25 protein-coding genes are annotated in these 24,540 nt (G+C 48.2%); 16 read left to right on the top strand and 9 right to left on the bottom strand.

Going from position 1 to position 24,540, the window contains the following annotated elements; translation table 11 throughout:
* Nucleotides 1–243 (bottom strand): 3-oxoacyl-ACP synthase III (locus OEY64_11910; protein ID MDH5543656.1); only part of this gene is annotated, 243 nt, incomplete at its 3' end.
* 346 nt (nt 244–589) lie between these two features.
* Here OEY64_11910 and OEY64_11905 point away from each other — a divergent pair.
* The 3 genes from OEY64_11905 to OEY64_11895 all read left to right on the top strand — a co-directional run bounded on the left by OEY64_11905 (nt 590) and on the right by OEY64_11895 (nt 4,651).
* Complete coding sequence (locus OEY64_11905) at nt 590–2,557, top strand: chemotaxis protein CheW (GenBank protein ID MDH5543655.1); 1,968 nt, start codon at nt 590–592, stop codon at nt 2,555–2,557.
* The gene (locus OEY64_11900) at nt 2,538–3,452 is read left to right on the top strand and encodes a glycerophosphodiester phosphodiesterase (GenBank protein ID MDH5543654.1); all 915 of its coding nucleotides are present in this window, start codon (nt 2,538–2,540) and stop codon (nt 3,450–3,452) included. Before OEY64_11905 ends, OEY64_11900 begins: the two co-directional genes overlap by 20 nt.
* 74 nt (nt 3,453–3,526) lie before the next feature.
* A complete protein-coding gene (locus tag OEY64_11895; GenBank protein ID MDH5543653.1) occupies nt 3,527–4,651 on the top strand; it encodes a hypothetical protein in 1,125 nt (374 codons plus the stop codon).
* A gap of 4 nt (nt 4,652–4,655) precedes the next feature.
* Here the strand turns inward: OEY64_11895 and OEY64_11890 are convergent, their stop codons facing one another.
* A complete protein-coding gene (locus tag OEY64_11890; protein ID MDH5543652.1) occupies nt 4,656–5,405 on the bottom strand; it encodes a hypothetical protein in 750 nt (249 codons plus the stop codon).
* Nucleotides 5,406–5,644: 239 nt separating this feature from the next.
* Between OEY64_11890 and OEY64_11885 the strand changes: the two genes are divergently transcribed.
* Together OEY64_11885 and OEY64_11880 are read left to right on the top strand one after the other, a co-directional pair.
* A complete protein-coding gene (locus OEY64_11885; protein MDH5543651.1) occupies nt 5,645–5,851 on the top strand; it encodes an AbrB/MazE/SpoVT family DNA-binding domain-containing protein in 207 nt (68 codons plus the stop codon).
* Nucleotides 5,848–6,222 carry a type II toxin-antitoxin system VapC family toxin gene (locus OEY64_11880; protein MDH5543650.1) on the top strand — a complete coding sequence of 125 codons (375 nt, stop codon included), beginning with the start codon at nt 5,848–5,850 and terminating at the stop codon, nt 6,220–6,222. The genes OEY64_11885 and OEY64_11880 overlap by 4 nt, the downstream gene beginning before the upstream one ends.
* A gap of 431 nt (nt 6,223–6,653) precedes the next feature.
* Here the strand turns inward: OEY64_11880 and OEY64_11875 are convergent, their stop codons facing one another.
* Genes OEY64_11875 through OEY64_11865 form a run of 3 tightly spaced genes read right to left on the bottom strand, consistent with a single transcriptional unit; the run spans nt 6,654 to nt 9,889 of the window.
* Nucleotides 6,654–7,424, bottom strand: a complete 771-nt coding sequence (locus OEY64_11875; protein ID MDH5543649.1) for a hypothetical protein — start codon at nt 7,422–7,424, stop codon at nt 6,654–6,656.
* Nucleotides 7,425–7,433: 9 nt separating this feature from the next.
* A complete protein-coding gene (uvrB, locus tag OEY64_11870; protein ID MDH5543648.1) occupies nt 7,434–9,407 on the bottom strand; it encodes an excinuclease ABC subunit UvrB in 1,974 nt (657 codons plus the stop codon).
* A gap of 32 nt (nt 9,408–9,439) precedes the next feature.
* A complete protein-coding gene (locus OEY64_11865; GenBank protein MDH5543647.1) occupies nt 9,440–9,889 on the bottom strand; it encodes an HNH endonuclease in 450 nt (149 codons plus the stop codon).
* Nucleotides 9,890–10,107: 218 nt separating this feature from the next.
* Between OEY64_11865 and OEY64_11860 the strand changes: the two genes are divergently transcribed.
* The 3 genes from OEY64_11860 to OEY64_11850 all read left to right on the top strand — a co-directional run bounded on the left by OEY64_11860 (nt 10,108) and on the right by OEY64_11850 (nt 11,779).
* The gene (locus OEY64_11860; GenBank protein MDH5543646.1) at nt 10,108–10,257 is read left to right on the top strand and encodes a hypothetical protein; all 150 of its coding nucleotides are present in this window, start codon (nt 10,108–10,110) and stop codon (nt 10,255–10,257) included.
* Nucleotides 10,258–10,334: 77 nt separating this feature from the next.
* Nucleotides 10,335–10,889: an RdgB/HAM1 family non-canonical purine NTP pyrophosphatase gene (gene rdgB / locus OEY64_11855; protein MDH5543645.1), complete on the top strand. Its 555-nt coding sequence runs from the start codon at nt 10,335–10,337 to the stop codon at nt 10,887–10,889.
* Between the two features lie 50 nt (nt 10,890–10,939).
* Entirely contained in the window at nt 10,940–11,779 is an 840-nt protein-coding gene (locus OEY64_11850) for a hypothetical protein (protein ID MDH5543644.1), read from the top strand.
* Between the two features lie 48 nt (nt 11,780–11,827).
* Here the strand turns inward: OEY64_11850 and OEY64_11845 are convergent, their stop codons facing one another.
* From OEY64_11845 to OEY64_11835, 3 genes are read right to left on the bottom strand one after another with little or no spacing between them, the layout of a single operon-like run.
* The gene (locus tag OEY64_11845) at nt 11,828–12,310 is read right to left on the bottom strand and encodes a 6-carboxytetrahydropterin synthase (protein ID MDH5543643.1); all 483 of its coding nucleotides are present in this window, start codon (nt 12,308–12,310) and stop codon (nt 11,828–11,830) included.
* A gap of 3 nt (nt 12,311–12,313) precedes the next feature.
* Nucleotides 12,314–13,510, bottom strand: a complete 1,197-nt coding sequence (locus OEY64_11840; protein MDH5543642.1) for an ATP-grasp domain-containing protein — start codon at nt 13,508–13,510, stop codon at nt 12,314–12,316.
* Nucleotides 13,507–14,286 carry an amidohydrolase gene (locus OEY64_11835; GenBank protein MDH5543641.1) on the bottom strand — a complete coding sequence of 260 codons (780 nt, stop codon included), beginning with the start codon at nt 14,284–14,286 and terminating at the stop codon, nt 13,507–13,509. Before OEY64_11835 ends, OEY64_11840 begins: the two co-directional genes overlap by 4 nt.
* Nucleotides 14,287–14,667: 381 nt before the next feature.
* Here OEY64_11835 and OEY64_11830 point away from each other — a divergent pair, with 381 nt between their 5' ends.
* From OEY64_11830 to recJ, 8 genes are all read left to right on the top strand, one after another.
* The gene (locus OEY64_11830; protein MDH5543640.1) at nt 14,668–15,405 is read left to right on the top strand and encodes a FlgO family outer membrane protein; all 738 of its coding nucleotides are present in this window, start codon (nt 14,668–14,670) and stop codon (nt 15,403–15,405) included.
* The gene (locus OEY64_11825) at nt 15,402–16,568 is read left to right on the top strand and encodes a FlgO family outer membrane protein (protein MDH5543639.1); all 1,167 of its coding nucleotides are present in this window, start codon (nt 15,402–15,404) and stop codon (nt 16,566–16,568) included. Before OEY64_11830 ends, OEY64_11825 begins: the two co-directional genes overlap by 4 nt.
* 1 nt (nt 16,569) lies before the next feature.
* The gene (locus tag OEY64_11820; GenBank protein MDH5543638.1) at nt 16,570–17,151 is read left to right on the top strand and encodes a FlgO family outer membrane protein; all 582 of its coding nucleotides are present in this window, start codon (nt 16,570–16,572) and stop codon (nt 17,149–17,151) included.
* A gap of 12 nt (nt 17,152–17,163) precedes the next feature.
* Nucleotides 17,164–17,664, top strand: coding sequence for a PEGA domain-containing protein (locus OEY64_11815; protein MDH5543637.1), 501 nt, complete (start codon nt 17,164–17,166; stop codon nt 17,662–17,664).
* A 305-nt stretch (nt 17,665–17,969) separates the two neighbouring features.
* Complete coding sequence (locus tag OEY64_11810) at nt 17,970–20,312, top strand: vitamin B12-dependent ribonucleotide reductase (protein ID MDH5543636.1); 2,343 nt, start codon at nt 17,970–17,972, stop codon at nt 20,310–20,312.
* Between the two features lie 287 nt (nt 20,313–20,599).
* Nucleotides 20,600–21,139, top strand: coding sequence for a VanZ family protein (locus tag OEY64_11805; GenBank protein ID MDH5543635.1), 540 nt, complete (start codon nt 20,600–20,602; stop codon nt 21,137–21,139).
* Nucleotides 21,139–22,563 (top strand): D-alanyl-D-alanine carboxypeptidase/D-alanyl-D-alanine-endopeptidase, encoded by a 1,425-nt coding sequence (dacB, locus tag OEY64_11800; GenBank protein ID MDH5543634.1) that lies wholly within the window; start codon nt 21,139–21,141, stop codon nt 22,561–22,563. Before OEY64_11805 ends, dacB begins: the two co-directional genes overlap by 1 nt.
* Before the next feature lie 79 nt (nt 22,564–22,642).
* Complete coding sequence (recJ, locus tag OEY64_11795; protein MDH5543633.1) at nt 22,643–24,301, top strand: single-stranded-DNA-specific exonuclease RecJ; 1,659 nt, start codon at nt 22,643–22,645, stop codon at nt 24,299–24,301.
* Nucleotides 24,302–24,341: 40 nt separating this feature from the next.
* Here the strand turns inward: recJ and OEY64_11790 are convergent.
* The coding region (locus tag OEY64_11790) for a 6-phosphofructokinase (protein ID MDH5543632.1) at nt 24,342–24,540 on the bottom strand (199 nt) is incomplete at its 5' end.

Below are 24,540 nucleotides of genomic sequence, written 5' to 3'. Positions count from 1 at the left end.
CTCCTTTGGTATGCCGGAAGAGGCGATGGTTTTCTCCCCTACCCGCGAAGAGATGGAGCTTGGGGTCTCCCCCTTGTTCCAGAATCGTCGCTCCTTTATTCCGGACATAAGCTCCAGCCGTCCGTGAGGGAGTTTCAGCCTTTCGTAAAGAGGGGAGAGCCGTTTCTCCAACTCCTCGCTTGTGACCGCGTTCGGCGGCAATTCGTAGCCGAGCGAGACGATCGAAACATTTTTAAACTGCATTACGGTTGATTTTCTCCACTGTTCAGGCGGTAACTATACCTTTTTTATAAATACGGAGTAACATTATATAGAATCCCGCCATGCCGCAACAGTGAATAGGATCAGCACTGGATCGACAGGTTGTACCGTTCAATATTAACTCTTTTGGAAAATACGATTGCCTGAAATTTGGTGCGATGTTATTCTAATGAGCGTAACTCATTAAATATCTGGTTGTTTTAGGGGCAAATCCGCGTGATATGCCGCTTGGAGGAGACGGTTATTTTTATCGCAGTAAGTTTTCACATCGCAGGGGAGCGCTTTTGCGCGTCGCAGGATGCGACTGCATGTCATTCGGAGTTCGCTCATGAATAGTGATACGATCGACTTCTCCGAGTTCATGAAGGAGCTTGTCGTCGAATCGAACGAACAGCTCGATTCGATAAAATCCGACATGCGGAAGATATGGAGCAAGGGGGAGGATCTTCCCGACGACCTTGTAAACAGGATATTCATAACCACCCATTCAATAAAGGGGGGGTTCGCGTTCATCGGGAAAAAGCGGATCACCGAGTTCGCCTCCTGCCTCGAGAATTTCCTCTCTAAAATAAGGGAGGGGAGAATAGAAAAATCACACCACCTCACAGAGACACTGATGCGCGCGGTAAAGAAAACAGGCGAGCTACTCGACAAGGCGGAGAGGTCCGACTCTATCCAAGTAGAAGAGGATATCGAGTTGATGGAGAGTTACGGAGAAAACGTAAGGGGAGCAAAGACTCTGTCGGATTTTGAAATCTCACCCCGACAAGAGGATGACGCTACATCGATCTCAGAAAAGAAAAAGAGCGTGAAGAGCGATTTGCCGAGGATAGCCAAAAAAAGAGCCGCGGCTCCCGCGCGTACAGAGAGAGATACGGCAGTTGCCGATGATTCGAACCGCAAGAGCGAAAGCGAGCTTCTCGACAAACTGATGAATCTCGCAGGCGACCTTGTTGTGGCGAGGAACCAGCTTGTAAACAAGATGAACAGAAAAGGGAGCGAGATACTCGATGAAGGCGCGCTTCCTGCCAGACTGACAGATCTGAGCGCGAGAATATCCCGAAACATCGCGATGAAGGTAGGAAGGGATCACTCTTCAGCCGGGAGCGTTGAGCAGGCGCTTTTCATCACCGAGCAGGTGAACCTTTTGAAGGATGAAATACTAGGCATACTTTCAAAACCTCTTGCAGAGATCCCCGGGATGAAGCCGCTCATGAAGCAGGTAGATTCGGTTACGAGCGACCTTCGAGAGAAAATAATCGTGACGAGGCTTCGCCCGATGGCCGGCCTCTATGATGAGCTGGCCCGCATCGTGAACGAACGGGCGAGGCGGCAGAGGAAATACATACGGTTTCAGTCCGAAGGGGAAGGCATCGAGCTGGATAAATCGGTTATCGAAACGTTGGCAGAGCCGCTTTCAAACATCGTGCGGACGATGGCTGATATCTCGATAGAAAAGCCGGTAGAACGCGAGGGGGCCGGAAAACAGACCGAAGGCATCATCTCGGTAAAAGCTGTGCGCGACGGCGAACAGCTGGTAGTGGAGATAAAGGACGACGGAAGAGGGCTTGACCTGGAAGAGGTAAAGAGGAGAGCCGTCGAGCAGGGACAGATTACCGAAGAGGAAGCTGAAAAAATATCTGGGGAGAGTATCCTTGATGTCGTTTTTCACGGCACCGCGAAGAATGGAGCGCTTTTCGCAAAGGGTGGAATAGTAAAGACAGGGGTGGAGGATTGCAGGGAAAACGCCGTTATTACCACTGTTGCCGGGCATGGAACTCTCATCAAGCTGGTTTTCCCTTTTACGGTGACGATTTTCCCCGCGTTGCTGGTGCTGGTATCGGGGCGGACATTCGCGATACCCCGCACAAGCCTAGAAGAGCTGATAAGGATACGGGCAAAGGATATCCCCGTGCAGGTTGAAAAATTCGGCGACCATTCGGTGATCAGGAGGCGAGGCCAGTTCCTTCAGGTAATAAAACTGGCGGACCTTCCGCTGAAAGCGATCGCAGGTATTGAAAGGGATCTCCCCGCGTTCCCATACAGCGGCGAAGGGAGGGCCATGATGATAATGGTACTGAAGCTCGGGAGCGAGAGATACGGCCTCGTGGTTGACGATTTTATCGACAACGTTGAGATAGTTCTAAAACCGCTTCCTACCGACCTGAAAGATGAGAAAGGTTTCTCCGGTATCACGACGCTTGGGGACGGCAGCACCGCCATGGTACTCGACCCCGCAAGCCTTGCCGAAAAGGCCGGATTGAAATTTTCCCATTTTGAGAACAAAGCGGATTAGCCTCCCCGGGTTGCTTTTCGGCAAACGGTTTCTTCTCCGGATCCTCATCTGCCTTACAGCGGCTTCCACTGTTGCCAGTTCCGAAGAGGTACAGGAACGAAACATTTATAAAGATATTAAAAGACCGCTGATCTTTGCGCATCGCGGGGGGAAAGCGCATTGGCCCGAAAATACCCTCTACGCGTTCGAGCGCGCACTAAAGAGCGGGGCGGATGTCATTGACCTTGATCTGCAGGAGACGAAAGACCGCGAGATAGTAATTCTGCATGATGAAACGCTTGAGAGAACGAGTAACGGCACTGGAAGAGTAGAGAAGCTTAACCTTGCCGAACTGAAAAAACTCGATTTTGCCTACAGGTTCACGCCGGACGGCGGGAGCGGCACCCCTTTAAGAGGGAAAGGGATCACTATCAGCACACTTGCCGAGGCATTCGACCGTTTTCCGCAGGCGCATTTCAACATGGAGATAAAGCCTGACAGCGTGGATATGGCAAGGAAGGTGATCGAAGTTGTAAGAAAGGCCGGGATGACCGAGCGGGTGATCATAGCGAGCAGTCACGAAAGCGTTGTCGATGTTCTCCTCAGGGAGGGGGAGGGGATCGCAATATCGGCTTCACCATCGGAAGTCCGAAAGCTCGTGCTCCTTAGCAAAATAGGGTGGGGATATACGCACACTCCGTTGTCGAATGTCTATGAGGTGCCGGGGCGATCCAGCGGGATAACCGTCATAACGGAGAGTTTCATAAAGTCGGCCCATGAACTTGGGCAGGAGGTGGTCGTCTGGATGATAGACGATCCTGCCGAGATGAAGAGGCTTCTCGAAATGGGGGTAGACGGCATCATCACCGGCAGGCCGGAGCTCTTAAAGGTAATGACATCCGGATATGGAAAATAGATGTTCCCTTGATCGATAAAAAAAGAATGCAAACGTGTGGATGGGTGGAATATCATTTGGGCCAGGGAGCGACATTGAATAGATTTGTAATTGTGATTTTGGCGATATTTCTGGCGTCAGGATATTCGGAAGCCGGTAACAAAAGGATATTTGCGCTCAAAAGCGGCGACGTAATTTCAGGCACTATTGTTGGCGAGGACGATGTCTTCTATAAAGTCCAAACCGAGTTTGGCCTTATCCCGATAAAGAAGGATGATCTGCGCCCAAACTTCGCGGCGGTGAAGCTGAAAAGCGGCGATAAGGTCAAAGGGAAAATCATCAACGATACGCCTGAAGGTTTGACGTTAAGCACGGAGATAGGGGAACTATTCATCGCCAGGGATAAAATTGACCGAATCGATTTTAAGGATTCCGAAACTCTCCCATTGGCTGAAAGCAGGGACGACCAGGAGCGCTGGTATTACGGCAAGGAGCGTCTCATTGATGTGTTTATGGATCCGACAGGTTATGTTCTTGAAAAGAACGTTCTCTATTTCAGCGGTTTCTCATGGGGGTACGGGCTTACCGAAAGGTTTCAGATAATGTCCCGCTGGGTAGGGTATACGAACGGGGAACTGAACCTCTGCCCGAAGTACATGCTGTACAAAGGGGGCGACATGAATTCGGAATCGGCACTCGCCGTCGGGGCGCATTTCTACATGAGAGGCTCTCCCGACAAATGGGAGTTGAAGCCGGTGGAGAGGTGGTACGATCCAAAAACCGGGATGCCGATAGCGAACGGAGAGATGGTCGACCAGTGGGTTGCGGTTGGAACCGAGTCAGATACCGATTGGATCGGCAGTTCGGAGAGCAATCTTCCATGGGGAGAAGCCTTCATGGCGTACACGTTGTCGAACCTTAGGGCATCGGAGCAGGGGAGGATCAACTACACAATCGGCGGAAGCGTTACGCATTACCCTGGGCACGAGGCGATGCCGAGAGGATATCTAGCCATAGACGCCGACGCGAGGCAGAACCTTAAGCTGATGGTGGAGATATTCTACGACGCGTACTGGCCGGAGATATACCTGATGACGAACAACGCGGAGATGAAGTCCCCCGTGAACTTCGATTTCGGCTTCATCTACGCCTACAAGGAGTGGCTCCGCTTCGGGATGCATTACCAGCGTCCGTTCGCGGCGGTCTACATGAAGTTCTAGCTGTCTACTTCTTCGGAAGCTCCTTGGCGAATCCCTTGAAGATATCGGACAGCAGATCGTTGAGCGCTGGCGGCTCCGGGAAAGGGTATTTGTCATCGCTAGATTTTGCCTGTCCATTCTTCACCACGCTTACGAGATCGACAATCGTGTCGAGACTCGAAACGTCGTAGGTCTTGTTCTTCTTGTCGGAGGTCTTCATCGTGCCGCTCCATGCGGATGTACCCTTGCTAAGATCGTAGACGTTGAATGAAGCCATTACATCTCTTTTGGTTTCGGATTTGATCTTCCTCCCTGTCGTCTTTCCATTTTTGTCCTTCGTTACGTTTTCGGAGCGGTTCCTCGTCGTATCGTCCGATTCGATACGGGAGAATATTACATAGCGCGTCCCCTGCAGTTTCGAACCGAGCGTTTTAATTTCCGCATCGCTAAGCGCGCCGTTGTTCCTGTAATTGTCGAGCATTTTTTTGTATTCGTCGTTCCCCACCTTGTTCGCGACTGCGCCAGCTGGGTTGACGGTGTACTGTTCGCGTTGTTCGAGGAGCTGTGTTCTAAGGAGGTTTGCGAAGCTCGTTTCATCCCCTTCGCTGGATGCCGAAAGAGAGACTACCCCGCCAACAGCCATCTTGCCGTCAGTGATCGCTGAGAAGGTGAAGCTGGAATCCGCCTTCACTCCGAGCGCCTTTGTGGCGCATCCAATAGTAAGAGAGGATGCAAACAGGATAAGCATGGTTGAAAGGGAGAGCTTCTTAAACATCAGGTATTCCTCCAAATCGGTTGAAATTGTCTGTCTGAATCCAATAGATTCCGTTATCTCTTGCGGCAATTGAGGTATTTGTATGGTAACGGAACAATCCATTCTATATATACCCCTAAAATATGTTCTTACGCCCCAAAACGCAAGGCTTTTTGTGAGAATGCGGGAGAACCTCTTGCGTTTACTCCCTTTTATCGATAGCATATTGGTATTACAGTATGCTTATCGATGGAGGTCAAATGACTGTTGTTACCGTTTCACCAAAGTACCAGGTCGTTATACCGCAAGAGGTGAGGGAATCTATGGGGATAAAGCCTGGAGAGAAGGTGCAGGTTTTTCGGTATGAAGACAGGATAGAGTTTGTACCTGTTAGGAAGATGTCCACCCTGCGCGGTCTGGTTAAGGGAATCAATACGTCGGTTAAAAGAGAAAAGGACAGGGTTTGAATCTTGTCGACTCCTGCGGATGGCTTGAGTATTTTGCCGACGGGCCTAACGCCGATTTTTTTGCCCCTCCGATAGAAAATACTTCGAAACTAATCGTTCCTGCCATATGCCTGGCAGAAGTATTCAAGCGAGTCCTGCAACAGAGCGGGGAAGATAAAGCAATTCAGGTTATGGCGGCCATGCATCAGGGGAAAATCGTCGAGCTTGATTCGTCTATTGCCATAAGCGCGGCGAAGCTGGGAACCGATCTGAACCTCCCCCTTGCCGACAGCGTTATCCTCGCGACCGCGAGAGCGACCAACTCAACGATATGGACGCAGGACGCCGACTTTGAAAACCTCCCCGGCGTTAAATACATCAAGAAACGCTGAATTCTTCCAGCTATAGGCAAGGAGAAATCGCCACGCCTATTTCATTCGCCAGTGATTGGCGCGAAGCGACAAGTAGAATTCTTTTTTGTCATTCCCGCGTAGGCGGGAATCCAGTTCTTTAACTCTTTCTCTACCGTCTCTTGTTGTATCGTACAAATCAATTTGGTAACTTTTTCTCTTTTCGAAAAAATAAGTTTTCCCGAAATTCAATTACATTAAAATCTGGATTCCCGCCTACGCGGGAATGACAGGTGCATAGTTCATGATGGACGCAGGGCTCCGATTTTGAAAACCTACCCGGCGAAAAATTCGAGAAAAAGCGATAAGGCTTTCCATTCTTGGTAGTACAGGCGCCCCCGCCTGTGGTTGACGCGAAGCGACAAATATAATGTAATTATATGTCGATATTTTTCAAGGTTTACTAGGAAATATTATTGAAATGGTGGATTTACTAATTTAAAAAGTATGTTTCCTTTTTCATTTTCCCTGAAGTCATAAATCCAACATGCTATAAATTGAGAATTGGAAATTTCGTTTTGAATGTTCTCTATAAATTTGTTTATCCATGAATCATCAGGAAACGCAGGATAATTATTCAAATGCAAAAGTAATCCCAGTGGAAGCTTAGTGTTATATGTTTTGTGAAATTTTTCTGATACCTTATCCCAAGAAGGTTCACCTATCGAAGTAGCAGAATCTGGGCAGAAAATTGGGCCATTCACATTTTTAACAGTAAAGACTTCAACAAAATGAAGTATATTCAAAAGTACTGGTGCGCTACTCTTTCTAATGTCAAGTTTGCCTTCATACCCATCAGGTACTTCTGATAGTAGTGTCCAAAGGTATTTTAGATTTTTCCTGAAAACATACTCTGTAACATCATCTTTGATTCGTATACGGATGTTGGAATATTTTAGTCTTTTTGATGATTTTAGAATATGTTCTTCCGGAAGTTCGTCATGCTCTTGTCTCAGTAATTTTTGAATGCCAATTCTATGTGCAAAAAAAGCTCTTGATTCTTGATCTTCTAACTCTCTTAATTCAAATTCAACTTTGCCAATTACTTCAATTTCACACTGGATATCTGGATTTGGCGGATCATCTTGGATTAATGTACCGGGTATTATTGAGAAAGATGCTGTTTTGGCAAATTGCTCGAATACTTTTTTTTCGTCTTCTTTTTGTTTATTAGAATTATTCAAGTTATGTTGCTACACCAGCTGGAATTTTTTAAGCTCGTGGATGCGGTCGCGGCATTCGGCGGCGCGTTCGAAATTCAGGTTCTTCGCCTCGCGGTTCATCTCCTCTTCGAGTTTCGTAATCTCTATCCTTATCTCGTCCATTGAGTGGTAGTCGGCCACGCTCTCGGCAACCAGCGGGAGCACATCACTCTTTGCGCTCATCGTATCGTAGATCTTGCTCATAACTGATTTTGGCGTGATGCCGTGCTTGATGTTATAGGCGATCTGGATATTGCGCCTCCGCTCCATCTCCTTAATGGCGCGATCCATTGAGCCGGTGATCTTGTCGGCATACATGATGACCGTCCCCGCCGTGTTCCTCGCGGCACGCCCAGAAGTCTGTATCAGCGACGTCTCCGAGCGGAGAAAACCCTCCTTGTCGGCGTCGAGTATGGCAACGAGGGAGACCTCCGGCAGGTCGAGCCCTTCCCGCAGGAGGTTGATGCCGACGAGCGCGTCGAATTCCCCGAGACGGAACTCCCGTATTATCTCCGTGCGCTCCAGCGTGTCGATATCGGAGTGCATGTACTTCACCTTGATCTCCACACCTGCCAGGTAATCGGTGAGATCCTCGGCGAACTTCTTGGTAAGGGTGGTAGCAAGGGTCCTGTGACCGCGCGCCGTCCGTTCCTTGATAGCGTGGACAAGGTCGTCTACTTGCCCAGCTACCGGGCGGATAATTATCTCCGGGTCTATCAATCCTGTCGGGCGGACGAGAAGCTCAATGACCTTCCCTTCGCACTTCACCAGCTCGTAATCGCCGGGGGTGGCGGAGACGTAGATCCTCTGCTTGGGATCGCTTTCGAACTCCTCGAACTTCAGCGGCCTATTGTCGAGTGCTGAGGGGAGGCGGAAGCCGTACTTCACGAGAGTCTCCTTGCGCGATCTGTCGCCGTTATACATCCCGCGCAGTTGTCCGGTCGAGACGTGGCTTTCATCTATCACGAGGAGCGCGTCGGGTGGGAAGTAGTCGAGCAGGGTGGGGGGCGGTTCCCCAGCTTTCCTGCCGGAGAGGTAGCGTGAGTAGTTTTCGATGCCGCTACATGTGCCGGTCTCTTTGAGCATTTCGAGGTCGAACATCGTCCTCTGTTCCAGGCGTTGCAGTTCGAGGAGTTTGTTTTCGCGCCGCAGATCTTCCGCGACATGTATAAGCTCCTGTCGTATGTCATGTATCGCCTTGTCCAATGTCTGTTTCGGGACGACGTAATGGCTCCCCGGATATATCGGGGCGCGCTGGAGTTTCTGTATGACCTTCCCGGTGAGGGAGTCGACGCGGGAGATGGCGTCTATTTCGTCGCCGAAGAATTCTACGCGTATCGCCTCGTCCGATTCGTATATCGGGAATATCTCTACCGTGTCCCCCATGATACGGAATGTGCCACGCTTGAAATCGATGTTGTTCCGGCTGTACGACATATCGACAAGGCGGGTGATGAAGTCGTCGCGCTCCATTTTCTGCCCCACTTCGAGGCGTATGAGCATTCCATAGTACGATTCCGGGGAGCCGATGCCGTATATGCAGGAGACCGATGCGACGATTATCGTGTCGCGCCGTTCGAGGAGGGAGCGGGTGGCGTCGTGGCGCATCTTGTCTATCTCGTCGTTGCGGGCGGAGTCCTTCTCGATGAAGGTATCTGTTTTCGGGATGTACGCTTCCGGCTGATAGTAGTCGTAATAGCTTACGAAGTATCCGACGGCGTTGTCGGGGAAGAACATCTTGAATTCGTTGTATAGCTGGGCGGCAAGCGTCTTGTTCGGCGCGAATATGAGGGTCGGTTTCTGTACGCGCTCAATGGTCTTGGCGAGCGTATATGTCTTGCCGGAACCTGTGACGCCGAGGAGTACCTGGTGCGGAACACCTCTGTTTATGTTGTCTGTCAGTTTTTCGATCGCGTCCGGCTGGTCGCCCGCGGGTTCGAAATCCGATACGACCTTGAATTCCATCAGGTAATTATACCGCCGAATGGCGGCGGAGATCAGTTATTGAAGAAATTTGCGGAGAGGTATTTTTTCCAGGAGTTTGTAAAGCTCACCGGGACCGCCTGTGGCTCGAAGAGGAGAGCCATATGTTTAGGCTTGAAAGGCTCCCTGCTGAGCGCCAATCCGGCCTCATGAGGGGTTCTGTTCCCTTTTTTGGTATTACATGCCTTGCAGGCGGCGACGACGTTCAGCCAGCTTGATTCGCCGCCGAGCGAGCGGGGGCGTATGTGGTCGATAGTAAGCTCCCCCTTTTTCTGTCCGCAGTACTGGCATGTGTGATGATCACGCTTCAGGACGTTCTTCTTGCTGAAAGGGACAGTTTTTTTGTAGGGGATCTTGATGTATCTGTTCAGCCTTATAACCGTGGGGCAGGCGAGCTGGGCGCTGAATGAGTGGAACATGATGCCGTCGCTCTCGACCTGCTGGGCCCTGCCGGCGTAAACCATCGTAATGGCTCTCCGCGCAGTGCAAAAGTGCAGCGGCTCGAAACTGTTGTTCAGTACTAGTACTTTCAGGCTTTCTATCATGTAAACCTCTGGTAAACGCGATATTTTCGGGATTTTAGATTGTCCCCGTATGCCGTGTCAAACTTTCGTTTGCCATGTGTTAAAATAAAAGGAGAAACCGGTTCGGCCATTATACCCAAGTGACAGGAGAAAGTATCATGGAAAGAGAATTATCCCCCATAGTATGGAAATGTACCCGGTGCGGACATCTTGAGAAGTGCAGTGACGACAGGTGTCAGGTACTTCCCGACAAATGCCCCGCCTGCGGCGCCCCCCGCGAAGATCTTGAGGTGATTGAAGAGGATTAGTTATAGATCGGTTTATCGGGCGCTATCCACCCTTTTTCCACTTCCGCTTTCAGGCGTTAAGGGGTAACCTAATCGCCATGTTTAACAGACTTATCCTTGTGACCGGCAATGAGAACAAGCTTCGGGAAGCGAGGCAGATCCTCGGGATCGATATCGCCCAGGGGAAGGCAAAAGAACTTCACGAGATTCAGACCATAAGCGTAGCCGAAGCGGTCCGCCACAAGGCGGAAGAGGCTTATGAACAGCTGAAAACACCCCTGCTTGTGGAAGACAGCGGTCTTGTTATCAATGTATGGAACGGTCTTCCCGGTGCGCTTATCAAGTGGTTCGAGGAGGCGGTACATAACGAAGGGATATTGAAGATGCTTGGGGATGAAAAGGATAGAAGGGCGGTAGCCCAGTGCTATGTGGCGCTTCATAACGGGAAAGAGGTGAAGGTTGCCTGCGGGGAGGTTCCAGGCAGTATCGCGTTCAAGCCGTCCGGGGATACCGGTTTCGGCTGGGATTCCATATTCATACCGGATGGCTACGAGATAACATACGCCGAGATGCCGTCTGAGAAGAAGAATTCGATTTCGCACAGGAAGAAAGCCCTGGATGCTATGAAAAAGATAATTGAGGCTGAGCCGTGAGCGCGAGGACCCTGAATGTGCGCTAGATTGGAAGGATGATGTTTAGCAGTTTGAACAGAGCCACCGAACAACCTATAATTTTAACAATGACAAAAGGATATATCTCCCGGTTATTCAAAAGCGTCGCTATGGCGGTTTTACTCTTCCCTCTCTACGCAGGCTGTTCCAGTTCCGGCACGAAGATTGATTTCAGACTAAAAAAGGAAGACGTTATTTCTCTGGGGAAGTCGTACACGCGGACGTCGAAAATATACCGTGATCTTGATACGGTATTGGTAGGAGACGTTCTTTGGTATTCATCCGATCTGCGTAGAGGCTATCTGGATGAGATGAAGAGCAAAAAAAGGCTCGACGATCAGGAATACGAGGAGGAGATAAAGCATATTCAGGTGAAAGACGAGCGTGAAATAGATTTCATAGCCGGATTTTACACTCCTGAAAGGAAGTGGGACGATTTTGCAAACAGGTCTTCCATATGGAGTATCAGACTTGTAGGTAGGGACGGAAAGCTCGTAGAACCAAGGAGAATTGTAAAACTGAAGTTAAGGAATATCCCTGACGCGCACCTCTTCCCGTTTATTTCAGACTGGAAATCGATATACCGCATAACTTTTAACCGGGATGATGATATCGCAGGTCTGGAGGTATACCGCCTGCGGGTTTATTCAATAGTCGGAGAGACAGCCTTTGAATGGGAAACATCCGATGCCGAGCGTCAGAAACCTCCCTACCAAAGGTCAGTTACGGAACGGAGCAATGAGACAGAGGTCGAATCCGAAAATGTGGCAAATGATCCTGTGAAAAAAAACAAGAAGGTAGATCTGGGCGGCAAGAAGAAAATCATTGAGCCGCTGGATATAGGTATCAAGCCCTCAATAATAAAAAAATAGCCGGTAATTCATGCGCTCTCATGTCTTGGCGCGAAGCCGGGAGGTCGGTCATTCAAATGAAATTTTAAATGAAGCCATCTGGCCGATGGTTTCTTCAACACCGACTTCAATGCTGGAGACGTTTACAAGCCCACCTTTTGCCTTCAGCGACTCGACCATGCTTTGGCAGATGAACTCCGAGAGTTTTTCCACAGTGGTATTTTCGATAGGGAGCATTATTACGTCATCCGTGGGAAAGACATATCTGCTCCCGTTGAAAATGACTTCGTATTCACCGCCGCTTTTCGTTATTTTTTGATGGACATTATCTGCGGCAAGCAGAACCTTGTGGTCGAGCCGGTCGCAGATCAGTGAAAGTTCTTTCTTGAGGTTGCGGAAATCCATCAGATAAGCGTTTTCATCCAGGCTTCCCGTCATTTCAAGCGATGTGTAGTAGTTGTGGCCGTGAAGCGATTCACAGTCATTTTCGAAAGTGATGAAATGCGCCGCCGAAAAATTGTGTTTCTCTTTTTTGATCTTTATTTTGTACATGCCCTAATCTTCATATATAAATTTCAATTTAGTTTCCGCTCTCTTCGCGGCCTCATACGCCATGTCGCCAGTATCCCCTACACTTACGAAATATCCAAGCCTCTCTCGAGAAGTTTTTAAAGGATTGATAGCATCTCCCGGCGAGACGTCAAGGCCGGAAGCTATTATCCCGTCACCTTGTGAGGCGGTCTCAAAGCCTTCTATTTCCCTTAGTCTCCCCGGTTTCGCTGTGATGAAGTGCCAGCAGACATGTTTTTTCAATTCGGGAGCGAAACTGTTGCTCTCTCCAAGAAGGATGCGCGCGAATTCTACAAACTGGTTTACGCCTGTTACGGCAGTGCAGACAGGGTGGGGTATTGCCCCTCCGCCGCACCGAAGGCCGATCTCAAACAGGATTATCTCTCCATTTTCCATAGATACAAGCTCGACATGAGCGGCGCCGTCTGTAAGGCCAACCGCGAGGGCTGACTCAACTGCGGTCTTTCCGATCTTTTCCAGAATTTCCGAAGAGCGGCTGGAAGGGTATATGAGCGTTTTTCCAACCCTGTATGGCGGCGGGGTCTGGATTTTGTCGGAGATCATGAGAACGGTCCCTTTCCCGTCGCGCATCAGTATCTCTACGCTGTGCTCGAACCCTTCATAGAACGGCTCGATAAGCGCCTCGCCATTTTCCCCGAAAGAGGTGACAAATCCGTATGCCTCCTCCAGGCTTGAAGAGGAATCCATTTTCATAACTCCTCTACTGCCGCCGCCGACATCGTCTGTCGGCTTGCAGATGGCAGGGAATCCTATTTTTGCAACGCCGCTCCTGAATTCCTCGAAACTCTTCACAACAAGGAAATCGGGTGACGGAAGTTGTGCCCTGCTCCATGCCTGCCGTGTTTTGCTTTTGCTGACCGAGATGACCGCCGCCTCCGGCGAAGGGCCCTTCAGGCCGAGTTGCTTCGAGATTTGCGCGGAAGGAACCACAGCGCGGTCGTGGGTTGGGAGCACTGCGCCGATATTTTCAGCTTTTGCAAGCTCCAGACATCTTTCAATATCCCGAAAGGAAAAATCACCCCTTGCATCGACATGTTTAAAGCATGGGGCATCAGGATTGCCGTCTACCAGTACGATCCTGAAACCGGCTTCCTTGAGCGATTGAACCGACGGCTCCGAATAGAGGTTCCCTCCGAGCACCATTACCGTTCTTCTGTTCATTCGAGTTCAAATAGGTTTATCGCGTTCCTGCTGAAGATGTTCGACCGCTTCTCCTCGGAAAGTTTTCCGAAACTTTCCATCGCGAACGAGAGGTAGCCGGATATCGACCTCTCGGGAAAATCGGAGCCATAGATCAGTTTCCTGTCGAGATGTTCGGCGGTATACAGCAGGTCGGTGAAAACGGAAGAGTTTTTGAATTTGTCCATGATAAATGAGCAGTCAAGGAATACGTTCTTATTCGATTTAGCGGTGAAAAAGGCTTCCATAACCCAGGGTACGCATGAGTGTGAAAGGATCATTTTCAGATCGGGAAACCTTTTTGCCAGTTTGTCGAATGAGGAAGGCCGTATCTCGTCCATAGGGAGATGGGAGGTATGAGCCATGGCGTCGAAATTTATAACTGCGCCACGCCTTGAAATCTCCTCGTAAAGAGGGGTCAATCTTTCATCATGGGGAGAGAAGTTGTCCCGTCGGGGATGTAGCTTTATACCTTTGAATATCCCCTTTTTATTGAGGTAGGGGATTATCTGCTCAAGACTGTCTCTCTGCGGATTGTATCCTGCCAGAGCGAAGAGTTTCCCGCCACTATCGCGGCAGACCTTCTCTACGAAATCATTCTGGTCGAGCGACGAGAGCGAAAGGATGACGCCGTATCGGATCCCCACTTTTTCCATCTCCGCTGTGAGTCTGCTGAGCGAGGCGTCGTATCCGTCGCTTATCCACTTGCCTGTTTCAGAAATATGGAGGTGAGCATCGACTATTCCGTTACCGTTCATAGTGGAAATCCTACGATTATTTAAGGCTCGAATCATGCATTTCTTTTATATCGGAAGAAATTTGCCGGAAAAGATGTTTCTTTTCAGCTTTAAAATACCGATAAAAAAAGAATTGGATATTTCCGCGAAACCGCGTTTGGGATTTGTATATGATTGTAATATGTTGATAAATAAGTCAATATATCCAGATAGTGGAGTTCCGGCAACCCAGCATCAGCGCGAATGATGTATGGCCGGGGAGGGGAATTGTAGCAGTTTGGCTAATATAATTAATGTGTTACTTATCGGATTTCTCTATTAAGTATTTTTAATAAAACACCGAAATGATATGTAAGTTATGGAAAAACATTGAATTAATCAGAATTCACAAGAAGGTGGAAAATGACTGAATCTGTACGCTCTTTTATGGCAACTATCTTTGGGAGAGGTTTGCTCCTTTTGCCATTAGTAGCTGTTCTTGCATTCTCTTGCGCCTCCAAGGAGAAACCGATGGAAACTGATGTTTCGGCTCCTCCAGCGGAACAAAATACAGAGCCGACGGTCACTGCGCCAGCAGAGACATTTGTCAATACGCCGGAGCCGGTAATAAAAAAGATTGCGTCGGACCCAACTGAATTCAATCACAAGATACATCTCCTTTCGAGCCAGATAACGACAAATCTTAAGGAATACGATCCTGAAATGAAGTCGATGGTATTTACAACGATAGTTGATCTCGATAACCTCGACAATACAAGCAGGTTCGGGCGGTATGTCTCCGAGAGATTGATCCACGAGGCCCACAGAGCCGGTTACAGGGTATACGAGATACGCCAGGCGGAAAATATCCTTTTCATGGAGAACAAGGGTGAGTTTCATCTCACGAGAAAAGGCAAAGACCTGCTGAACAAGTACCGATCCGATGCGGTAGTAGTTGGTACATACAGTCACGTTCAGGATATTTTGACGATACATATCAGAATGCTCGATCATGATACTTCAAGGATCATATCAGTCGGAACGGCGACATTCATGCTGAAAGAGGACGCATTCGCGCAAGCGCTGATAAACGTAAAGGATATCGGAGACGTTGAGACCGGTACGGTGGTAACCCTTAGACCGATGGGCTTTTCGCAATGAAAAAAATAAACATCCTTTTGGCGTTGGCGCTTCTTTCCTTTTCATGCGCGTCTTTCGGAAGCGATCCGCAGGCAGAGATAGCCCCAATGCAGGCAGCCCCGGAGGTTGATAAATCAAAGGTGTTATATGCCCAAAACTTCGAATCAAGAATGCGGATGATGTCGCAGAGTCTTGCGAAAAAGTTGAGAGACAGGCTCCCGGAAAGAACGAAGGTTGTTATTACCACATTCCTCCCGGTTGGCGAATACGGGAAGGCGGAGGTGTTCGGGCAACTTTGCGCTGAGCAGATGCAGATAGGCCTTGCCGAACAGAACTTCCAGGTTTACGACTTGAGGAAAACAAACCATATATTCGTAAAGGATGACGCGGGATTCTTTGCGCTATCTAACGATTTCAAGGTGCTCCGCTCGAAAATGAGGGCGGATCTCATATTGGTAGGGAGTTATACCCTGGTAGGCGGCGACCTTTTATTGAATGCGATGCTTCTTGGCGCGGACGACGGACAGGTAGTTTCCAGCGCTTCACAACTCTTGAGGATCGCGGACGATGAATTTCTCGGCCCTCTTGTTTCGCCGCTTTTTGAAAAAAAGGTTAAGGCGGGAGCTGATCGCTTTGCCAGGAAGAACAGCATAGTGATTCGCGAATCGATAGACGACAGGCGCGACTCGCCTTCGAAAAAGCTCTCGCTCAATATTGAGAAATTGTCCTACAGGATCTTGGAAAAGTTTTCTGAAGACGAGAACGATATGGTAGTACTGGTGACAACATACGTCGATCTGGACAATCTGAACCGCACGAACAGCTTTGGCAGATACGTGAGCGAAAACCTGATAGAAGAGCTGACCAAACGCGGGATAAAGGTAGTAGAAGCTAGAATATCGAGGGAACTGATGGTCACGCCGAACATCGGAAGCACGGTTTTGTCCGATGAGATAGAAGATATAAGGAGGGACTACAAAGCCAATGTGGTTGTCCTCGGAACATACAGGAAAACCGGCGACGAAGTGAAAGTTTACACACGCATGGTGATCCCTGAAAGCCAGGAGATCATCTCGGCGGGGAGCATTGATATGAAGATCGATCCGGAAAACAAGTTCATTGAATCGCTGTTCGAAAAGGATGTAGCCAGAATAGGGATCAGTCAGAACGTTGAAGGTTATTAATATGAAAAAGTTATTCCTATTGATGCTCGTTGTTGTTCCGTACATGGCCGGGTGCGCCTCGCTGGACAATCTCGGCACTGACCAGAACTCGCCAAAGTTGTCAGCAAGAGCGAAGAAGGAGATAAAGCTCGTACCAGACCGTTTTGGAGAAGAGAGGCTCTCAGAGGCTTTAAGCCGAAACCTGAGGGACAAGGATTTCAAAGGTGAACCGGTTATCATTACTACGTTTGTAAACCTGAACGACCTGGATAAAAGTTCTGTTTTCGGCAGGCTTATGGCGGAGAAGCTCCTGCACTATATGAATAAGAACGGATTCTATGTAGTGGAAGTGAGGCGTTCACAGGATTTATTCATAAAAAAATCGGTCGGAGAGCTGATACTGACAAGAAATATTTCCGAACTTGCAAAGCAGACCAAGGCGAAATCGATCCTTGCTGGGACATACGTTGCGACAACTAACGCCCTGATAATAAATGCCCGCCTGATAGATATCAACTCACCAAGGATAATCTCGTCGTTCAGTTATGAACTGGCGATGTCTGATGAAATCGAAAACCTTTTACGAGAAATTGAGCCTTTCTAGGGAGAACCGGATATGTTGAAAACCAAAGTAACATTAGTTTTTATGGCGCTTCTATTATCCTCTGTCGCGGCGTTTGCCGGAGGACCGGACATGATAAATCCTCTGGATGGCGAAGATGAAATGAAGAGAATAGACCTTTCAGAGGAAGAGGTTATCGAGCCTGTTGCCGACGAAGCGGTAAAGAAGAAGGATGAGGAGATGGTGCCGATCTCAGAGGTAATGCAACCATCCGATTCCAGAACCGGAAAGAGCGGGGATAAGGTTGAAGTTCGTTACGCGGCAATGAACGAAAAAAGGGTAAACATCCTTTTCGAGTCTGATCCGCCAAACGCGGAGTTGGTGATAAACGGGCTCTACGTCGGGAGCACTCCTGTGCAGGTACCTTTGAGGGATGGAGTCCATAACGTAAGGATGAGTTTTATCGGGTATATCGGCTGGGAAAGGCAGATAAAGGCCTATAAAGGGTTGCGAGTATTCGCCACTATGGAAGCAGATAAAGTTACAAAAAAATAGCAGTAACTTCAAAAGTCACTTATTTTCGGCCCAAAATCCTAAAAATTCTGCATTTTTTCTTTCTTAAAGAATATATTCCTGTAACTATCAGAAAAATAGGATGATACATCCACTATTGCTCCTCAAGCCATTTTTGCAAATATCTTTGAAAAATTTATGTTACTGAATTTAAAAGCGAAATAAAAAATAATTGACAGCACAATATGTTGTGGTGTTAATTATGTCAGAACACAAGATATGGTGATTTTAGGTCGTTGGGTATAAAATAAAATTAAGGGAATATTTTCAAGGGGGTATGGGTGGCAATGAATGTTGAGTCTAAAACAAAAGGGACGAGTGGAGCGATTGTAACCGGTGAAGAACTTTCTGAAAATGCCATAAAAGTTCTGGAAAAAAGGTACTTGAGGCGTGACTTGGAAGGCAAAAAGGTCATCGAAAAGCCGGTAGACATGTTTCGTAGAGTTGCTAACAACATTGCCAAAGCAGATCTGAATTACGACAAAGACGCCGACCTCTCGGCAACTGAAGAGCGGTTTTTCCAGATGATGGCAAACCTTGAGTTCATGCCGAACTCCCCAACTCTGATGAATGCTGGGCGTGAACTTCAACAGCTTTCCGCCTGTTTTGTTCTCCCCGTTGAAGATTCTATGGAATCCATATTTGAAGCGGTTAAAGACACGGCTCTTATCCACAAAAGCGGAGGGGGTACAGGATTTTCATTTTCCAGGCTACGAGCGGTTGGAAGCAAGGTAAATTCCACGAACGGAGTTTCATCAGGGCCTGTTTCCTTTATGCGTGTTTTCGACGCGGCAACCGAATCGGTAAAGCAGGGTGGAACCCGAAGGGGTGCGAATATGGGGATCCTCCGGGTCGATCATCCTGACATCATGGATTTCATAACCTGCAAGATGGACGGCAAGACCTTTACCAATTTCAATATTTCCGTCGCCCTGACCAACGAATTCATGGAGGCCGTAGACGCGGGGAGGGATTATGATCTTATCGATCCGACCAGCGGGAAAAGGGAGCGCTCTCTGAACGCCAGAAACGTAATGGACTCCATAGTCTCATGCGCGTGGAAGAACGGGGATCCAGGGATCATCTTCATCGACAGGATAAACAGGGACAACGCAACCCCACATCTGGGGCAGATGGAGAGCACGAATCCGTGCGGAGAACAGCCGCTACTCCCTTACGAGTCGTGCAACCTCGGTTCCATAAATCTCTCGAAATATGTGAAGAATGGCCAGATCGATTACACCGCCTTGAAAGAGGTTACGCATGAAGCTGTCCATTTCCTCGACAATGTAATCGACATGAACAACTATCCGATAAAGAAAATCGCGGATATGACCAGGGGCAACAGGAAAATCGGGCTTGGAATAATGGGCTTCTCAGATGTGCTGGTACAGCTCGGGATAGCATATAACTCCGACAAGGCGATACAGACAGCAGAAGAGATAATGAGTTTCATCAATACCGAATCGAAAAAGGCGTCAGAGGAGCTGGCTGAAAAGAGGAGTTCGTTTCCGAATTTCAAAGGGAGTATTTTCGATAAAAAGAAAACATCGAAAAGCAACGGTAAGATGCGTAACGCCACGACCACAACGATTGCCCCCACTGGCACGATCTCAATAATCTGTAACTCCTCATCAGGTATTGAGCCGATTTTTGCGCTTTCATATATACGAAACGTTATGGACAACGACAAGCTGGTGGAAGTAAATCCGCTGTTTGAAAAAGTAGCGAAAGAAAGAGGCTTCTATTCCAAGGAATTGATGGAGAAGGTAGCGTATCACGGCGGGGTATCTGAGCTTAAGGAAGTGCCCGCTGATGTAAGGAGAGTGTTTGTCACGGCCCATGAAGTTTCACCGGAGTGGCATTTGAGAATGCAGGCGGCTTTCCAGGCGCATACGGATAACGCTGTGAGCAAAACCGTAAACTTTCCGAATTCCGCTACGAAGGAAGACGTAAAGAAAGCATACATGCTCGCCTATCATCTCGGATGCAAAGGGGTAACGATCTACAGAGATGGTTCCAGAGACGGGCAGGTTCTTTCCACCGGCGCGACGACATCCGGTAAAAAGGATGACGTTTCGGCGGTAGCTGAACAGCATAAACATATGAGGCCAAGGCCGAATGTGGTCACAGGTAGCACACAGAGGATACCGACAGGATGTGGAAACATCTATGTGACAGTCAATGAGGATGAAGACGGGAATCCGTTTGAACTTTTCACACAGATCGGAAAAGCCGGGGGATGCGCTGCGTCACAAACAGAGACGATAGGGCGGCTGGTTTCCCTTGCCCTCCGGTCGGGAATAGACGTTGAAGACGTGATCAAACAACTGCGAAATATTTCCTGTCATCAGCCGATTTGGGACAACGGAGGGAGGATACTTAGCTGTGCTGATGCGATCGGCAAGGCGCTTGAACGACACCATAAAAAGGAGTTCTCCAATAACGTGAAACCGGTAGCCGTTCAAGAAAGCACAGCAAAGCCAAAGACCGCCGAAGGTAATGGAAACGGCTCGTCGCCGGCATCCGCAATTGCGACAGCCGCGGCCTGCCCCGATTGCGGTTCAGGTATGGAGTACGCTTCAGGCTGCTTTTACTGCCGTTCTTGCGGTTATTCCAAGTGCGATTAAGCGAGTGAATTTATTGAAGCAGGAAAAAGCTGGGGGCCGGGTTGCCTTCGCAATACAGCAAAAAGAACAGAGAGAAGTAGAAAACTGATTGTTTACAACGGCTCTTTGCCGCCAAGAAGCGGCAAAGAGTCCTCTTTTAAAATGGGGAAGCGGAAGTCAGGCGCATTTCAGGAAATGGCAGCCGCTATATCTGTAATGGAAAAATTACCGGCATATCGGATAATTTGTTTCGATGAACGGTATTTGGACGCTTCGGCATTATGTTACGGGGAGTTGGGATTAGATAAGTGATTCGGGTAAATCTTTTTCAGTCATTCAACCGGGGTGTTTGGATAACTTTTGGATATATCCTTCTTTTGTATGGCACACTTTCTGAAACACCCAAATTCATATCATGGCTTTCGGAAAAAGACATTCTTGGCCATTTCATAGCGGCCCCATTTGTTATTTCAATCCCTCTCTTGCTTTATGTCTCCGTGAAAGCCGGAAGATATGGAAATATTTCGTTCTGGCTATCATCAATCTTTTTGTGTCTGGTTTTCCTGTCGATAATAGATTCCGTTTCCGCTCCCGCAGAAATCCTGCACATCGCTTTATATGCCGTTCTGGGGATTTTTCTCTTCGCCGTTTTGAGATTCAAGTTAAACGGACTCCGTCTTTTTATATCGGTGGCTGTTCTCACTACGTTATTCGGCATACTAGATGAAGGAATTCAATTCATGTTGCCGAACCGGTATTTCGATATGAATGATATACTGATAAACTCGGTTGGAGGCCTGATGGCGCTTATTGTTATCAGGTATATTTTTGGAGACAGAGGGCTTTAATGAGACATTTGGCAATTTTGTTATGGATACTGCTTTTATCTTTTCCCGCATATGGAGAAGAAAAGTCTCTTCTTGAAAAGAGGATCAACCAGGTGTTGGCGAATCAATGTACTGAATCCGCCACTGTTTCAATGCTTGTTAAGTCACTTGGCACCGGGAAAGTGCTCTATTCGAAAGCGCCCGATCTTCCAATGGTACCTGCTTCCACAATGAAAATTGTGACTTCAATAGCGGCTCTGGAAATACTCAAGCCGGATTACATTTTCAAAACACATTTTTCCCATACAGGCACGAGAGTTGGAGATGTAATAAATGGAGACCTTATTATTTCAGGGGGAGGTGACCCGCACATCGTTATCGAAGACCTTTTCCTTATGGCGAATGAGCTGAAGAAAAGGGGGGTCAACCGCGTAACCGGGAATTTGATACTTGATGAGAGCTATTTTGAACTGGTTCCTTTCCCAAAGGGCTGGAAACCATCCAGTAAAAGACGCGCATACGAAGCGCCGATAGGGGCGCTATCATTCAACTTTAACAGTTTCGCGATTTCAATTTTTCCGCCGATACAAACAGGAGGGAAGGCCGTAGTATCACTAAGTCCGGATTCGCCATATTTCAGCCTGATAAACAATGTCCGGGTCGTAAACAGGGGTAGAAGTAAAATTACACTTGATTTTAAAAAGAGACAGGGTGGCGGCGAAACCGTAGTAGTAGGTGGACAGATCCATTCCGAGAGCAAAGACCTTATCTATTACCGCTCCGTGAAGTATCCATTAGAATATTTTGGTATGACATTCATCCATTTTCTCAGCATGTCGGGAGTTACTTTTGGCGGAGGGGTGGTTCATGATCTTCCAGAGGGAGAATCAAAGAGCCTGTTCATTTACGAATCCAAGCCGCTTTTCGACCAGGTTGCCTTCATGAATAAATACAGCAACAATTTCATGGCTGAACATATTCTGAAAACAATATCCGCCGAGTCGGTTGCCGCGCCCGGTTCTCAATCCGATGGGGTAAAGAGGGTGGAGGAGTTTCTGGGAAATATGGGATTCAACAGTGATTCATATAGAATCTACGACGGGTCCGGGTTTGCCAGGGAAAACAGGCTTACAACCTCGCTTATAGTTCATCTTCTTGAGCATGCGTATAAAAAATGGGAATATGGGCCGGAATTCATCACATCGCTCGCTCTTATGGGAAAGGATGGATCCGTGGAGGAGAGGATGGTATCCACTAATAAAACAATAAGGGTTAAAACTGGAACTCTCAATAGCGTGAGTGCGCTTTCCGGCTTTTATCCGGTCGATTCAGGAGATATACTTGCCTTTTCCATCCTCTTTAATAATTTGCCTTGTGAAAACGGCGAGATACTTGATGTACAACACCGCCTTCTGAGGCAGTTCGACAAGGCGGACGGCTATTAACACGAACTTCACTTGGGAAATACTCTCCGGAAATGAGGGTGTTCAAGCCGAGTTTGAAAACAAGCTCCATCTCAATCCGCTGGTTGCGAGGATACTTATTAACAGGAGCATCGATACTGTCGAAAAAGCGGAAAAATTCCTTTATTCAGGTTTTGACGATCTTCATTCGCCGTTTCTGATATCCGGAATGGATAGGGCGGTGGAAAGGATCTCCAGGGCCGTGCGAAACAAGGAGAAGATAACGATTTTCGGCGATTATGACGTCGACGGCATGTCTTCGACTTCGCTTCTCATGCTTTTTTTTAAACACCTCGGCATTAATGTGTCCTATTACATACCGCACAGGGTCGATGAAGGATATGGACTGAACGAAGCAGCCATCAGAAAGATTGCCGAAGAAGGGGCAAATCTGCTGATAACCGTCGATTGCGGAGTCACTTCGGTAAGAGAGGTGGGTTTGGCAAACGAGCTTGCATTGGACGTAATAATAACAGATCATCACCAGGTATCCGAGACGCTTCCAAACGCGTGTGCACTGCTGAATCCGTCAATGCCGGAATGCGGATATCCCTTTAAACATCTTGCCGGTGTCGGTATAGCGTTCAAACTAATCTGCGCCTTGAAGGATACCTTCATCAAGGAAGGAATTCTTGACAGGAAAAACGAGCCGAACCTCAAAAGAAGTCTGGATCTTGTCTCATTGGGAACGCTTGCGGATATGGTTCCTTTAATCGGCGAAAATCATCTGTTGGTACGACTTGGTCTTGCGGAGATGGCGAAAAGCCGAAAGGTAGGCTTAAGGGCCTTGATGAACCTTGGAAATTTCGGCACAAGGCCGATAGCAGACACGGATATAGGGTTTTTCCTCGCACCGAGGCTGAATGCTATAGGAAGGCTTCATAATGCCGGTCTCGGCGTCGAACTCCTTACCACCGAGGATAAGAACCATGCCAAGGAGATCGCGAAAATGATGGATGATGAGAATTCCAAAAGACAGCACCTTCAGGCGAGGATTCTTGGAGAGGTTGTGGCGTTGATAGAATCGGAAGTCGATCTTGAAAAGGACAAGGCTATCGTGCTTGCCTCGGAAGGGTGGCACCAGGGGGTCATTGGAATAGTAGCCTCAAAAGTCGTAGAACGATATAATTTGCCAACTATACTGCTTAATATCGAAGGTGACATTTGCCAGGGTTCTGCTAGGAGTACCCCAACATTCCACGTCTATGAAGGCTTGTCGCGCTGCCGGAACCTTCTTCTCCATTTTGGCGGACACAAGTATGCAGCAGGTCTGGCGCTGAATGTCGGGAATATGCAGACCTTCAAAAATGAGTTTATCAAAATTGCCGCGGAAGGATTGCCGATAGAGCCGACTGATAAGGTCATGCAGATAGATAAGGTTGCGACGCTGGATCAGCTTTATCTTGAATCGGTTGAAGATATCCTTGAACTTGGCCCTTTCGGTCCGCAATACCCCTATCCAAAATTCTTGATCAAGGGGGTGTCGTTTGTCAGCAAGCCGTATCTGGTTGGCCGTGAAAAGGAGCATATCAGATTCGAGGTTAGTTATAAGGACAGGGTGATAGATGGCATAGGATTCAGCATGTCGGAGAAGTTTAAGGAAATTGAAAACGGAGAGGGAGTTTACGATATTGTCGTAACGCCGACCGTCATAAACAGGGGAGAAATGTTCAAGATCGTCCAGCTGCGTCTATGTGACTTCCAGCCTTCAAAAAGTTAGATACGGCCTTTCGATGTTCTAAAGAACAAACGGATCAGGATCAGTCGCCAAATGAAATCCCTATTGATTTTGCGGACTGGACAACCGGATTGTCCGCCTCCACAGTTCTGTTAACAGCGGCTTCTTTGAGAGGAACAGTCTTGATATGAGGCGTCCTCAAGCAGGCCATCATACCGAACTCTTTACGCTTGATCATCTGTACGGCTTCTACGCCAAGCCTCGAGCAGAGGACCCTGTCA

The organism is Nitrospinota bacterium (assembly GCA_029881495.1).
In the GTDB taxonomy this organism is placed as follows: domain Bacteria; phylum Nitrospinota_A; class UBA7883; order JACRGQ01; family JACRGQ01; genus JAOUMJ01.
This window is presented reverse-complemented; position numbering and strand designations above follow the sequence as displayed.